15 protein-coding genes are annotated in these 13,820 nt (G+C 65.3%); 4 read left to right on the forward strand and 11 right to left on the reverse strand.

All coding sequences use genetic code 11. The features are described 5' to 3' along the window. Positions 1-54: 54 nt before the first annotated feature. The 5 genes from AB3147_RS17375 to AB3147_RS17395 form a co-directional block, all read right to left on the reverse strand. Positions 55-744: an AroM family protein gene (locus AB3147_RS17375; RefSeq protein ID WP_367352565.1), complete on the reverse strand. Its 690-nt coding sequence runs from the start codon at positions 742-744 to the stop codon at positions 55-57. Then, on the reverse strand, positions 741-1,670 hold the full coding sequence (locus AB3147_RS17380; protein ID WP_239214016.1) for a DUF1177 domain-containing protein: 930 nt from the start codon (positions 1,668-1,670) through the stop codon (positions 741-743). Before AB3147_RS17380 ends, AB3147_RS17375 begins: the two co-directional genes overlap by 4 nt. Next, a complete protein-coding gene (gene pepE / locus AB3147_RS17385; RefSeq protein WP_367352566.1) occupies positions 1,667-2,371 on the reverse strand; it encodes a dipeptidase PepE in 705 nt (234 codons plus the stop codon). The genes AB3147_RS17380 and pepE overlap by 4 nt, the downstream gene beginning before the upstream one ends. A 68-nt stretch (positions 2,372-2,439) precedes the next feature. Then, positions 2,440-3,207 (reverse strand): IclR family transcriptional regulator, encoded by a 768-nt coding sequence (locus AB3147_RS17390; RefSeq protein WP_175183825.1) that lies wholly within the window; start codon positions 3,205-3,207, stop codon positions 2,440-2,442. Between the two features lie 147 nt (positions 3,208-3,354). Then, positions 3,355-4,395 carry a metal-dependent hydrolase gene (locus tag AB3147_RS17395; RefSeq protein WP_218344743.1) on the reverse strand — a complete coding sequence of 347 codons (1,041 nt, stop codon included), beginning with the start codon at positions 4,393-4,395 and terminating at the stop codon, positions 3,355-3,357. A 106-nt stretch (positions 4,396-4,501) separates the two neighbouring features. On the opposite strand from AB3147_RS17395, the gene AB3147_RS17400 reads away from it, so the two are divergent. The 4 genes from AB3147_RS17400 (at position 4,502) to AB3147_RS17415 (ending at position 7,932) form a co-directional block, all read left to right on the forward strand. Continuing rightward, the gene (locus AB3147_RS17400) at positions 4,502-5,140 is read left to right on the forward strand and encodes a DedA family protein (RefSeq protein WP_175123449.1); all 639 of its coding nucleotides are present in this window, start codon (positions 4,502-4,504) and stop codon (positions 5,138-5,140) included. 13 nt (positions 5,141-5,153) lie between these two features. Continuing rightward, positions 5,154-5,705, forward strand: coding sequence for a hypothetical protein (locus AB3147_RS17405; protein ID WP_367352567.1), 552 nt, complete (start codon positions 5,154-5,156; stop codon positions 5,703-5,705). A gap of 91 nt (positions 5,706-5,796) precedes the next feature. Then, positions 5,797-6,447, forward strand: a complete 651-nt coding sequence (locus AB3147_RS17410) for a dUTP diphosphatase (RefSeq protein WP_367353552.1) — start codon at positions 5,797-5,799, stop codon at positions 6,445-6,447. 139 nt (positions 6,448-6,586) lie between these two features. Next, positions 6,587-7,932, forward strand: a protein-coding gene (locus tag AB3147_RS17415) for an IS3 family transposase (RefSeq protein WP_438860984.1) whose coding sequence is annotated in 2 segments (ribosomal slippage) — positions 6,587-7,051 and positions 7,054-7,932 — 1,344 coding nt in all. Because the reading frame shifts where the segments join, the coding sequence is not laid out codon by codon here. Between the two features lie 66 nt (positions 7,933-7,998). Here AB3147_RS17415 and AB3147_RS17420 read toward each other — a convergent pair. From AB3147_RS17420 to AB3147_RS17445, 6 genes are all read right to left on the reverse strand, one after another. After that, positions 7,999-9,111, reverse strand: coding sequence for an NADH:flavin oxidoreductase/NADH oxidase (locus AB3147_RS17420; protein WP_367352569.1), 1,113 nt, complete (start codon positions 9,109-9,111; stop codon positions 7,999-8,001). 97 nt (positions 9,112-9,208) lie between these two features. Next, complete coding sequence (gene ehuA / locus AB3147_RS17425; protein ID WP_105239461.1) at positions 9,209-9,979, reverse strand: ectoine/hydroxyectoine ABC transporter ATP-binding protein EhuA; 771 nt, start codon at positions 9,977-9,979, stop codon at positions 9,209-9,211. Continuing rightward, a complete protein-coding gene (gene ehuD / locus AB3147_RS17430; RefSeq protein WP_175123452.1) occupies positions 9,976-10,647 on the reverse strand; it encodes an ectoine/hydroxyectoine ABC transporter permease subunit EhuD in 672 nt (223 codons plus the stop codon). Before ehuD ends, ehuA begins: the two co-directional genes overlap by 4 nt. Next, positions 10,644-11,297: an ectoine/hydroxyectoine ABC transporter permease subunit EhuC gene (ehuC, locus tag AB3147_RS17435; protein ID WP_105239463.1), complete on the reverse strand. Its 654-nt coding sequence runs from the start codon at positions 11,295-11,297 to the stop codon at positions 10,644-10,646. Before ehuC ends, ehuD begins: the two co-directional genes overlap by 4 nt. A 9-nt stretch (positions 11,298-11,306) precedes the next feature. Further along, a complete protein-coding gene (gene ehuB, locus AB3147_RS17440; RefSeq protein WP_175123454.1) occupies positions 11,307-12,218 on the reverse strand; it encodes an ectoine/hydroxyectoine ABC transporter substrate-binding protein EhuB in 912 nt (303 codons plus the stop codon). Between the two features lie 178 nt (positions 12,219-12,396). Beyond that, positions 12,397-13,551, reverse strand: a complete 1,155-nt coding sequence (locus AB3147_RS17445; protein ID WP_367352570.1) for an ABC transporter substrate-binding protein — start codon at positions 13,549-13,551, stop codon at positions 12,397-12,399. Positions 13,552-13,820 lie beyond the last annotated feature (269 nt).

Here is a 13,820-nt window from a genome sequence, read left to right on the forward strand (position 1 = left end):
GGACCGGCCGCGCGAACCTGTGCGGCCGGAACTTCGGGATTGCGTCCGGCGGCGTTATTCCAGTATTTGTGCCAGGGCCTGCGCGACCAGGCGGTTGGACAACAGCACGGGGCGGCCCGATGCCTGCGCCACGGCTTGGCGCATGGACTGCGCGTAGCCCATGCAGTGCATGACGATCAGATCGCACGACGCCAGCTCGCGTCCGGCGGACTCGAAGTTGCGGGCGGCCTGCTGCGCGTCGGCCTCGTACGGCGACGCGTGCACGACCTGCGTTTCGCATTCCAGCGGCACGGCCATATGAAAAGCGTCGACCTGCGCTTCCAGCGGAACCACCAGCCCGACCTTGCGGCAATGCTGCGCCAGGCCCGCGACCAGGTGATCCACGACCTGCTGCGGCTCGACCACCAGGGTGCGCATCGGCGCGATGGCCGTGCCGGTGCACAGCGGAACCAGGATGTCGTAGCCCTGGCCGTCCGCCTGGCGCATCACGTCGGCCAAGCGCGCCTCGGCAGCGGCTGCGTCCAGTTCGATCTGGGAACCGTCGCGCATGCGCGTGGCGAAGCGGTATTCGCGCGGTCGCGGCGCCAGCGCGGCCAAAGCGGCGGCGTCCAGGCCATCGAGCGCGCCGAACTCATCGATGCGCACATGGGCGCCGAGCACGGGCGCCATCTCCGGCACCACGTCGCTACGCGGCGATTGACCGATGGTGAAGAACGCGACGCGGCGCGGTGTGAGGGCGCTCATTGCGCGGCTCCGTCTTCGCGGCCGACCGTCTGCAGGTGCGCCATCGAACCGTAGCGGGCCTGCAGCGCGCCCCACTCGGCGTCGTCGAAGAAGGTCATGGCGCGCTGCCCGTAGAGCTTGGCGACCTCGATGCAAAAGCGCATGGCGACGTCGGCATCCACGGCGTTGGTGACGCCCGTGGCGCAACCCGGCACGGTGGTCTGCGCCGTCAAGGCCACGCCGACGACCGGCGCGTCCGTGACGATGGCCGGCTGCATCAGGGAGTTCACGTGCCACAACCCGTTTTCGTAGGGCGTGATGTCCTGCGTGGTCAAGGGCAGCGTCACCGGCAGTTCGCCGCTGACCCAACCCATGACGTCGAGCATGGTCTCGGGAATGCGCAGCAGGTAGCCCTGCTTGGCGACCGGCGTGAGCGCCACGCCGCGCTTGTTGACCAGGCGGTTGCCGCGCGTCGTGTCCACCGACAGGATCGCGTCCATGCGCGGATCCACTTCGTGCGACATCATCTCGCGCATGGGGAACGGCGACCGCATCATCGGCACCGGATGATGCGGGCGCGTGCCGGCGCGCGGGCAGATGTGGGTGCGGATGCGCACCGTGCCGGGCAGCACGTCGCCCTGCTTCGCCATCGCCATCAGCTTGAGCGCGGCGGCAATCGCCACGACCGCACCGTCGCTGTCGGACACCAGGCCCGTCACCGCGGGGCGCGCACCGATGCCGCCCAGCCGGCCGACGATGCCCAATTGCGGAGCCGAATCATCCAGGCCGGGAATGACAATGGACAGGAAATCCGTGGCCAAGCCATCACGCGCAAGAGGCGTGACCTCGACTTCGCAATTGCCCGCGTCTCGTAGCACCCGTGCCACGGATTCGCCCGTGACGTGCGCGGACGACAGCAATTCGATGGCGTCGATCACCTGCTTCATGCCGGGATCTCCACCGGGCCGGGACGGAACATGCGCGGTTCTTCGCGGCCCAGGAAGAGCGGCGCGTCGTACGGGCCAACCAGCGCGATCTTGGCGCCGCGCACGCGCAGGCCTGCGCCTTCGGGCAGGCCCAGCACCGGCATGGCCGGATTCAGCGTGCAGAACTCGGCAAGGCGCTGGGCGCGCGTTTCGCCGCGGTGGCCGGGAGGATGCGCGTTGGTGTAGTGCGGATTGATCTGGAAGGACACCAGCCCCAGCGCGTCGAAGCCTTTCGGGTCGGTGATGGGCATGTCGTTCGTCGTGCAGATGGTGGGGCACGTCAGGTTGGAACCCGCGCTCCAGCCCAGGTAGGCCGCGCCCTCGCGCACGCGGCGCGCCACGACGTCGAGCAGGCCCTGGCGGCGCAATTCGCCCAGCAGGTTGAACGTGTTGCCGCCGCCCACGATGATGACGGATGCGCCTTCCAGTGCCGCGACCGGATCCTGCGCGGTGTGCAGGCCCTGGATGGCCAGGCCCGTGTCGGCCAATGCCGACGTGACCAGCGCCGTGTAGTCGTCCCAGTTGCGCGTGACCCCCGCGAACGGCACGAACACGGCCGGCGCGCCTTGCGGCAGGGATTCGATCAGTTCGCGGATGTCGGCCATGGCGTGCACCAGATAGCCGGCGTCGCTGCTGGAATTGCTGAGGAGCAGAAGGTTCATGAATGAAGTCCGATAGATGATGGTTCTGGTTGCGGCGGCGGCGAGGCCGCCACAAGGCATTCAGTAGGTCAGTTCAGCCAGTAGGGATCGTTGAGCTCGCGCCCAAGCGCACCGACGTGCTGCAGCACGGATTCGCGCAGCACCGCCACGCGCGCGGCATCAGCCTGGAACGAGACAAACGACAGGCAAAGGCCGCGCAGTTCGCCGGTGGCGGGGTCCCGCACGGCCGCCGCGACGGCGCCGATGCCCGGCATAGCCTGGTCGATCGCCACGCCGCAGTGGTCCGCGCGCGTCTGCGCCACCAACGCGGCCAGGTCGCCGACGGTGGCTGGACAGTCTCGTCCTTCCATCGGCAGCGACTGGGCGGGATCGGCGCCATACAGGGTCTGGAATTCGGTGTCGGTCAGCCGCGACAGCAGCGCGCGGCCCATCGCCGTGCCCGACGCGGCGCGGCGCGATCCGGGCGGCGACAGCACCTGCACGGGGTGCGAGCCATTCAGCCGTTGCAGCACGACGGTCTCGCGCTGATTCAGCGTGGACAGATACGCCGTGAGTCCGCTGTCGTCCGACAGCCGGGCCAGGACGGCGCGGCAGGCCTCGTCCAGCGGCGTGGCGGCCATACCGGCACGCACGGCCTGCGCGAGCAGCGCGCCAGGCCGATAGCGGCGCGTGGCGGCGTCCTGATCGAGCATGCCGTAGTTCTGCATCTGGTTCAGCAGACGCGAAGCCGTGCTTTTGGGCATGGCCAGCCTAGCGGCGACCTCGGTAAAGCTCAGTTCCGCCGCGCCCTCTGCGTACAGCGACAGCACGCGTTGAACACCGTCAAGAATACTCATGCATGTTCCATTTAACGGAACCGAAGTTCCTTATTAGCGAACAAGAATAATGCAAGCAGCGGAAACAGGTCAATACGGCCGCGCAAGAAAAAAGGCTCCTGGGTCGCGGGAGCCTTGTTCGTGCGAGCCGTCAGCCCGACTTTCAGCCTACTGCTTCGTCAGCTCGGACCACTCGGCCAGCGGCAGCGGCGGTTGCGCATGCAGGATGCGACCCAGCACCAGCTTCATCTCATTCCAGCCGCCGCGGCTGGTCGGCCAGACGGACGGCGTAACCGCGCGCCACGTGCCATCCGTCGCACGCTCCGCCATCTTGAACCGGAAGGTGTAGTGACCCGCCATGCCCATGCGCAGGTCCGACACGACCAGCGCATCGCCGATCACGTCATACCGCAGCCAGTCATCCGTAAACCAACGCAGCCGTTCGTGCAGCGGCTCGCCCGCCAGCACGCGTCCGGCGTCCAGATTGAGCGGCAAACGCACCCATTCCGGCGGATCGCGGTCGAACAGGCTGCTGACCGATTCGTAATAGTCGCCATCGCCGGTCTTGGCAAACACCCGCCACACCAAGGTGTTGAACGGCATGGGGACCGCGCGCAATTGCGTCACCGTAACGCCTTGTTCCTGCATGGCGTCCCGCACGCGATGCTCGGCCGCCATGCGGCCAGCCAGCCCGAAACCAAGGTATAGCGTGCTGAAGACCAGCGCCCCCACCATGAAGCGGCGCGCGTTGCGGGTCATTCCGACCGCGATGGCAAACAGGACACCCAACAGCAGCGGCACGGTGTAGACCGGATCGATGATGAACACGGTCGACCAGCTTTCCGGCGTGAGGGCCAGCGGCCAGAACAACTGGGTGCCATAGACGGTGAACGCATCCAGGATGGGATGCGTCACCAGCACCAGCCATATCGTCAGGAACAGCCTTCGCCCGCCGTAGGGCGCATTGGGCCAATACTTGCGTATCAGCCAGGCCAGCAGCATCGCCAGGCCGGTCAGCACGAAAACGGAATGCGAGAAGCCGCGGTGATAGGTCATGAGCGACACCGGGTCCGGGTAGCTCATCAAGACATCCAGATCCGGCAAGGTGGCCAGAGCCGCGCCATAGATGAGGGCGCGTCTGCCCTGCACGCGCCCCAGCATGGCGCCTTGAATGCTGGCGCCCAGCACCGCTTGTGTAACTGAATCCATGTTTCTCCAACGTCGAGCGTTCCGCCAAATGGCCTAGCCGCCTCACGGCCGGCCGCGCAGGCGTTAACATACCCGATTGCGTTCAGCTAATTTTCAACTTTGCATCATGGATGAATACATCACCCAGATCGGCCAGTTCATCGAAGCCAACCAGGCTTGGGCCGGGCCGATCACCTTCCTGCTCACGCTGGGCGAGTCCATGGTACTCCTGGGACTTTTCATTCCCGCGACCGCCCTGATGCTGCTGACGGGCGGCCTGATCGGCGCCGGCACGCTCGCGCCCTGGGGCGTGATCGCCTGGGGCATCGCCGGCGCGATCGTGGGCGACGCGCTCTCTTACTATCTGGGCCGCTGGGCGGGACCCAGCGTGCTGCGGCGCTGGCCGCTCAAGCAGCAGCGCACCGGCGTGGCACGGGCTCGGCTGTTCTTCTACCGCTACGGCTTTGCGTCGGTGCTGATCGGCCGCTTTCTGGGCCCCATCCGCTCCACCATTCCCACGGTGGCGGGCGTGATGGGCATGGCGCATGGCCGCTTCCAGCTGGCCAACGTGCTGTCGGCAGTGCTGTGGATGCCGCTGATGCTGGCGCCCGGCTACATCACCGCGCGCAGCCTGGGCACGGCGCAGAATGCGCAGCAGATCGCCATGATGATCGGCGCGGGGCTCTCGGTTTTGCTAGGATGCGGGCTTCTCCTCGCCATGGTGCGCAAGCGCCGCCAACCGGTGCGCGCGCGGCGGGGCAATTGATCCGGAGAGCGTCATGGCCATCGATGCCGAGCCCAAGAACGGCGATTTCGCGCGCTATATCAAAGAGTTGACCAACGCGAAAGGCGCCTCGCCGGGCCGCATCGCCAGCCGGCGCGAAACGCGCAGGCAGACGGCGCCGGTTGCCGTGCCGATGCCCGTGGCCGTCCCGCCCTCCCCGACGCCCGGTTCGCTGTCCGACGCGCCTTGGGGCAATACCGCGTCGCCAACCCCGCGTGCGCGTTCGGCATCCGAAGCGCCCCTGGCGACGTTCCCGGGCCAGCCCGACGAGGCCAACATCACGCTCGCCCGGCAGGCGCGGTCACGCAAGATCGGCGCCGTGCTGACGGTGGCCGGCATCATGGCAGGCTGGGCCGCGGCCAACATCGCTTTCCGCGCGTTTCACAGCCCCCGGTTTGAACTGGACGAACTGATGCCCGCCGTGTTCCTGGCCTTCTTTGCCTTCATGCTGTTCAAGGCGGCCAGCAGCGCGCGCAACCCGCGCAAGTCGCCGCTGAACAAGCTGCCGCCCCTGACGCCGTCGTCATACCGCAAAGACGGCGCCTGACACGCTGCGGCTTGGCTGGTTGGCGTTGGTGCTAACATTTCCGGCCATTGAACCAGCCCCTCCCGGAGTGAAAGTGAACAACGTAGTCGGATTGAACCAGGCCCAGGCGGCCACGATGCTGAAGCTGCAAGGCCATCTGAACAGCATGATCAATCCGGACTGGGTCAACGGCGGCGCTCGCTTCCTGCGCGCCGCGTTCGTCGAATCTGCCGAAGCCCTGGAGCACTACGGCTGGAAGTGGTGGAAGAAGCAGACCATCGACCTGCCGCAGGTCCAGATGGAACTGGTCGACATCCTGCACTTCTATCTGTCGCACACCATTGTCCAGTCGGCTGGCGACGTCGAAGCCGCCGCACGCGCGCTGGTCGCCGACCTGGCCTCACCCGCCCGCGTCGAGCTGGACGGCAAGGCTTACGCCCTGGACGCGCTGAACGTGCCGGAACTGCTTGAGCTGATCGGCGGACTGGCCGTGTGCGGACGCGCCAGCTTCAAGGTCCTGGAGCAGACGATGACCGCCTGCGAGATGACCTGGAACGACGCCTACACGCAATACGTGTCCAAGAACGTGTTGAACATCTTCCGCCAGCAGCACGGCTACAAGGAAGGCACCTACATCAAGATCTGGAACGGCGAGGAAGACAACGTCGTGCTGGCGCGCCTGCTGTCGCAGCAGGATCCCGCCAGCGCGGACTTTGCCGACGTGTTGCATCGCGAGCTGGAAGCCGCATACGCCAAGCTGTAGGCGGCGTGGCCGATGACGGCCGGCGCTGCTCGCAAACCGTTGGCGCGAAAAGCTGCCCGCAGAATTCTGACGAAAAAAACGCCGCGATTGAACTGCCCCCCGAAAGTTGGACATCAATCCAACCTTCGGGGGTTTTTACATGGCGAAGTACGAAGAGCAGTTCAAGATCAAAGTGGTGCAGGCGTACCTGCAAGGCACGGACGGATTCAAATCGGTGGCGCGCCGATACGAAGTGCCGCACTCAATGGTGCGGCGCTGGGTCGGGAGTTTTCGAGCGCATGGCGTTAACGGGTTGCGCAGGCAATCTGGCTCGTATAGCGCGGCCTTCAAACAATCGGTGCTGATCAAGATCCGGCGCGAAGGTCTATCGGACACGCAGGCAGCGGTGTTGCTGGGGATTCGTCATACAGGGCACATTACGAAATGGCGCGCCCAGTATGATGCTGGGGGTATAGAGGCGCTGGCGCGCAAGCGCCGAGGAGCAAGCATGCCGCATAAGTACCCCTCAGAGCCGGTGTCCAAGGACATGACCAAGGAAGAACTCGAGCAAGAGCTGGCCTATCTGCGCGCGGAGAACGATTACCTAAAAAAAATGAAGGCCTTGATCGAAGCGGAGAAGACCCGGGCGCTGGTTGGAAAGCGCAAGTGGTCCAAGGATTAAGGCCCAAGCATCCGCTGGCACTACTGCTACGCGTAGCCAAGCTGTCGCGCAGCACGTTTTATTACCACCTGAAGTCGTTCGGAGCCGTGGACCCGTACACCGAGCTCAAGCAGCGCATCAGCGCGGTTTATGCCCGTCACAAGGGCCGCTACGGCTACCGCCGCATTACGGCGGTCTTGCGCCAGGCCGGTGAGCTAGTGAACCACAAGACCGTGCAGAAGCTGATGCAGGCGCTAGGCTTGAAGTCGCTGGTGCGCGCCAAGAAGTACCGGTCCTACCGAGGCCAATCGCACCACGTGGCGGCCAACGTGTTGGCGCGCGACTTCGAGGCGGCGCGTCCGAACCAGAAGTGGGTCACCGATGTGACCGAGTTCAACGTACGTGGCGAGAAACTGTACCTGTCGCCGGTGATGGACCTGTACAACGGCGAGATCGTGGCCTACGAGACCAGCCGCCGGCCGGTGTTCAAGCTCGTGGGCAGCATGCTGAAGAAGGCGCTGGCGCGGCTGCTGCCGACGGAGCGTCCAGTGCTGCACTCCGATCAGGGCTGGCAGTACCAGCAGCAGAACTACAGGCGGATGCTGGTAGATAGATCGGTGACGCAAAGCATGTCACGCAAGGGAAACTGCCTGGACAATGCCGCTATGGAAAGCTTCTTCGGCACGCTCAAGGCTGAGTTCTTCCACTTGAATCGCTTCGAAAGCATCGAGCAGTTGCAAGCCGGCATCCGACAGTACATCCGTTACTACAATCACGATCGCATCAAGCTCAAGCTAAAAGGCCTGAGCCCGGTGCAATACCGAGCTCAGGCCTTCGGGCTTTAGCTGACCGTCCAACTTCTGGGGGTCAGTTCAGATCGCGGCGTTTTTTCATTGACCTTGCCTGGCAGCCTATCGCTGTCCGAAGCGCGTCTCGCCAAACAGCGCCTTCAGCTCACGCGGCTGCGACCGCCAGTATTGCTTCGGCGCGCTGACCTGGCCGTCCAGTTCGGCCGCCGCATGCCACGGCCAGCGCGGGTCGTAGAGCATGCCGCGCGCGAGCGCGACCATGTCTGCCTTGCCCTGCGCCAGGATGTCCTCGGCCTGCTGGGCCTCGGTGATCAATCCCACCGTGATGGTCGGCATGCCGATCCGGCGCTTGATCTCTTCGGCGAACGGGACCTGGTAATTCGGCCCCACCGGAATCTTCTGCTGCGGCGACACGCCGCCGCTGGACACGTCGATGAATTCACAGCCGCGCGCCTTCAGCGCCTCGGCGAACACCAGGGTCTGCTCAAGGTCCCAGCCGCCCTCCACCCAGTCCGTCGCCGATACGCGCACGCCCAGCGCCACGGAAGGCGGCGTGATGTCGCGCAGGGCCTGGAAGATTTCCAGCGGAAAGCGCATGCGGTTTTCCAGCGATCCCCCGTACGCGTCGTCGCGCCGATTCGATAGCGGCGACAGGAACTGATGCAGCAGATAACCGTGCGCGGCGTGCACCTCGATGGCATCGAAACCCAGGCGCAGCGCGCGGTGGGCACTGTCGACAAACGCATTGCGGACGCGCTCAAGACCCGCTTCGTCCAGTGCATGCGGCGCGGGCTCGTGCGCGTTGTGCGGCACAGCCGACGGCGCCCAGCCCAGCCAGCCGCCGTCGCTTTCGGGCACCAGTTGCCCGCCGTTCCAGGGCGCATCGCTGGATGCCTTGCGGCCGGCGTGTCCCAATTGGATGCCCAGTTTGATCGGCGAGTAGCGGCGCACGGCGGCGACCACCTTGCCCAGTGCGGCTTCGGTTTCGTCGGACCACAGGCCCAGGTCTCCCGGCGAGATGCGGCCATCGGCCTCGACCGCGGTGGCTTCGGTAAACAGGAGCGCCGCGCCCGATAGCGCCAGATGTCCCAGGTGAATCATGTGCCAGTCGGTGGCACGGCCCTCTTCCGCCGAGTATTCGCACATGGGCGCGATGACGATGCGGTTGGGCAGTTCGACGTTGCCGATTGACGTGGGGCTGAACAGATGGCTCATGCTAGGGGGCTCCGGGAGCGTTGGACGACACAGCATAGCGCCCGGACATGCAAACGCCCCCAAATCCCAACGCCCCCGGCAGGGTTTAAGCGCGCGCCTACTGCCCTTCGATCACGGAATCCAGGAACTGGCGCGTGCGCGCCTCCTTGGGCTGGCTGAACAGCACCGACGATTCGGCGTCTTCGACGATGTTGCCCTGGTCAAAGAACAGCGTGCGGTCCGAGCTGCGTTCGGCGAACTTCATCTGGTGCGTGACGATGATCATCGTCATGCTGCGGCGGGCGGACAGGTCGCGCAGGATCTGCAGGATGCCGCCGACCAGCTCCGGATCCAGCGCGGATGTGACCTCATCGAAGAGCATGACCTGCGGACACATCGCCAGCGCGCGCGCGATGCCGACGCGCTGCTTCTGCCCGCCCGACAGTTGCGCCGGATAGACGTCCAGCTTGTCGCCCAGCCCCACCATCTCAAGGTATTCGACGGCGCGATCGCGCGCCTGGTCGCGCGGCATGCCCAGCACGTGAAGCGGCGCCTCCATGGCGTTGCCCAGCGCCGTCATGTGCGGGAACAGGTTGAAATGCTGGAACACCATGCCGATCTTGCCGCGCACGTTGCGCAGGTGTTCGGAGTTGACGCCCGCGGGGCGGCCCTGCGCATCGGTCCACATGGGTTCGCCGTCGATCTCGATCTCGCCGCTCGTGGGCGGGTCCAGCGTCATCAGCACGCGCAGCAACGTGGATTTGCCCGAGCCCGACGGCCCGATGACGGCCACCGTCTGCCCCGCCGGAATCTCGAGATTGATGCCGCGCAGGACTTCCACGTCTCCAAAACGCTTGTGCAGATTCTTGATGCTTACGCTGGCGCTCATCGCTTTCCTCCAAATCGTTGCAGGCGAGCCTCCAGGCCGCGCACGCCCCAGGCCGCGACCAGGCTCAGCGCCAGGAACAGCAGGCCCACCAGGGTCAGGGGTTCGGTGTACCGGAACGTCGCCGATCCGATCATCTTGCTTTGCTGCAGCAGTTCGACCACCGTGATGGCCGACAGCAGCGGGGTGTCTTTGAACATGGCCACCAGGTAGTTGCCCAGCGCGGGCACCACGGGCGGAATCGCCTGCGGCAGCACCACGCCCACCGTCGTGCGCCAGCGCGACATGTTCAATGCCGTGGCGGCTTCCCATTGGCCGCGCGGCACGGCCTCGATGCCGGCGCGGTAGACCTCGGCGCAATAGGTGGCATAGTGCAACCCCAGCGCCACGATCCCCGTCATCAGCGGCGACATCTGCGCCCCCGTCAGCGGCAGGACATAGAACAGGAAGTACATCTGCACCAGCAGCGGCGTGCTGCGCACGAACTCGATGAAGAACGCCGTGGGCAGCGACACGATGCGCAGCTTCGATCGGCGAAGCATCGCAAGCACCAGGCCCAACGTGACCGCCACCAGCATGCCGAGCACGGTGGCCTGGATGGTGATGACGAGCGCCGAACCCAGCGTGGGCAGGATTTCCAGTGCGAAAGACCAGTCGAATATTGGTGTCATCGGACTCGGACCCTCCGCTCAAGCAGGCGCACGCCCGCGGTGATCAGCAGCGCCACGCCGAAGTACATCAGCAGCATCAGCGTGAAGATCTCGGTCGTGCGCAGCGTTTCGCTGCGCAGCAACTGCCCGCGGAAGGTCAGGTCGGTGATGGTGATCAGCGACACCAGCGCGGTGTTCTTCAACAGCTCGATGAGCAGGTTGCCCGCCGGCGGCAACATGGCGGGCACCGCTTGCGGCAGCACGATGCGCTGCATGATCTGGCGGCGCGTCAGGTTAAGCGCCACGCCCGCTTCACGCTGCCCGGGCGGAACGGCCCGGATGGCGCCGCGCACCACTTCCGCGCCGTACGCGCCCGCGTTCAGCGCCAGCACCACGATGCCGACCAGCATGGCCGGCAGTTGCACGCCAAACAGCGGCAGCACGAAGTAGAACCAGAAGAGCTGCACCAGGGCGGACGTGCCGCGAAAGACCTCGACGTACACCGACGCCGTCCACCGCACCGGCCGCAGGGAAGACAGCCGCCCGATCCCGGACAGCAGCGCAAGCGGCACCGCCAGGACCACCGCGCCCGCCATGATCTGGAGCGTGACGGCCAGCCCCTCGAGCAGGGGCGGCACCAGCTCGGCGATATGTTCAGACATCAGCTGCATCGGCGCCCCTTACTGTCCGCTGCAGAGCTTGTCCGCGGTCACCCCTTGGGGCAGTTCGTCGGCGGTAAAGCCGAAAGGCGCCACAAGCTGCTTGTGCTCGTCGGTGCCGATGAACTTGGCCAGTTCGGCGTTGAAGGCATCCGCGAAGGCCTTGTCGTCCGTGCGGAAGGCATAGGCGCCGTAGCCGCGCACGCCCTTGCCGTCGATGACCGGATCGGTGAACGGATCGGCCTTCTCCAGCCCGCTGCCCTCCTGCGTCTTGCCCATCAGGTCGTTGACGGTGAGCGCGGTGGCGGCATAGGCATCGGCGCGGCCCGCCTGCACGCCGGACAACGCACTGACGGCATCCGGGAACACGACCACCTGGCCGGCCGGAATCTTGACCTTTTCGGCGTACTCGCCCTCGATCGCGCCAACCACGACGCCCAGCTTGGCGTCCGGATTCTTGAGCACGTCTTCGTAGCTGTGGAGGTTCTTGGGATTGCCCTGCTTGACCAGGAACGCTTCGCCAACGCCATACGTCGGGTTGGAAAACGCGACCTGCTGGCAGCGGCTGGGTGTGACGTACATGCCGGCCGCGATGATATCGAAGCGCTTGGCGGCCAGGCCGGGGATCAGCGATCCGAACTCGGTCAGGACGCCTTCGACTTCGTTGATGCCCATGCGCTTGAGCACCACGCGAGCAATCTCCACGGATTCCCCGGTGACCTTGGCCTCTTTGCTATCCATGTACGCGAACGGCGCCTCATTGGCATAGCCGATGCGGATCTTGCCCGCTGCCTTCGCCGCTTCCAGGGTGCTGGCGTTACTGGCGGTCTCGCCGCCGCCGGCCGCGGACTTGTCGCCGCCCGAGTCCGAACATGCGGCAAGCACGCCCAGGCTCAGGGCCAGCAACAGTCGTCTGGATTGGATGAGGGTCATGAATTATTTCTCCCGAATTTATTTCTAGGTGCATGGCTTCACTAAAAATAATACGCTAAGAAATGATTCGGACACGAATGATATAGGCATGAAAAAGCAGGCCTAAGCCTGCTTTTGTCGTCCGTTGCCCTATGGAGCGTTAGAACACGTTACGAACGGTACAGAGATATGGCACCAATTATTCTGCGTACGAAAAACGCCCGTTTTTGACCGTGCCCATCACGCGGGCGCGCTCGTCGAAGCCCTGGTGATTGTCCTTGGTGATGTTCAGGACGCCATTGGGCACGACCAGATCGCGGGTGTTTTCCAGCGCGTCTCGCAGCGCCAGGCGGAATTCCGGCGTGCCGGGCTTGGCGCCGGTTTTCAAGGCGCGCGACACGGCCGAGTCCAGCAGCATCCAGGCGCCGTAGGCATCACCGGCGAACTGCGTCAGCGTGTTCGGGCCGTATTGCTGTTCATACTTGTCGGCAAATTCCACGGCCACCTTCTTGACCGGATTGGAATCGGGCAGCTCGCGCGCCACGACGCCCGGGCCCGTGGGGAACAACGTCCCTTCCACGTCCTTGCCGCCCACCTGCAGGAACTCGAGTGTGCCGATGCCGTGCGTCTGGTAGACAGCGCCGGTGAAACCGCGCTCCAGCAGCGTCTTTTGCGGCAGCGCCGCGGGCGTGCCGGAGCCGGCAATCAGCACCGCGTCGGGCTTGGCGGCAATGACCTTGAGCACCTGCCCGACGACCGAGGCGTCGGTGCGCTGGAAACGTTCCTGCGCCACGATCTTCAGGTCCGAGCCGGCGGCGGCCGAAAACTCTTTCCACCAGCTATCGCCGTAGGAATCCGCAAAGCCGATGAAGGCCACGTTCTTCAGGCCTTTTTTCTTCATGTCCTCGACCAGCACGGTCGCCATGAGCGAGTCGTTCTGCGGCATCTTGAAGGCCCAGGTGCGCTTGGGATCCGACTGCGGCTCGACGATGACGCTGGACGCCGCCAACGCAATCATCGGCGTCTTGGTCTCGGCCAGCACGTCCAGTCCGGCCAATGCAGACGCCGTAATGTTGGGGCCGACGATGGCGTCTACCTTGTCTTCGGACGTCAGCTTGCGCATGTTCTTGACCGCGCGGCTCACGTCAGTGCTGTCGTCCAGCACCACGTAACGAGCAGGCTCGCCGCCCAGCGTGTTGGGCCACAGCCGGATCGCGTTGTTGGTCTGGATGCCGATGGCGGCGGCGGGGCCCGTGGTGGACACGTCCACGCCGATCACGATTTCGGCTTGAGCGGACAGGACGGGAACAGCCAGCGCGACAGCGCAGGCGTAGCGGGCAAGGATGCGAGGCATGACTACGGCTCTTGGGTAGGAGTGAAGGAGATGCCGCTATTTTGCCTGATGCGCTCACGCGGGCTCTTGATGTTGGCGGCCCATCTCAATCGGGCGGGCGCGCGACAGGCACGCGTGGCCGACCTGCCGTTACATCGGCTTGCCGTTGCGTACCGGCGTTTTCCGCGCCGGGCGGGGTGACGGGCCGTATCATCGACGGTGCCGCCTGAGGCAAGGCGCGCCGTCCGCGAGACGGCGCCTCTCACCCACCCCGGACGCGCCGCGCACGG

Source organism: Achromobacter animicus (assembly GCF_040775605.1).
Classification (GTDB): Bacteria; Pseudomonadota; Gammaproteobacteria; order Burkholderiales; family Burkholderiaceae_B; genus Achromobacter; species Achromobacter animicus.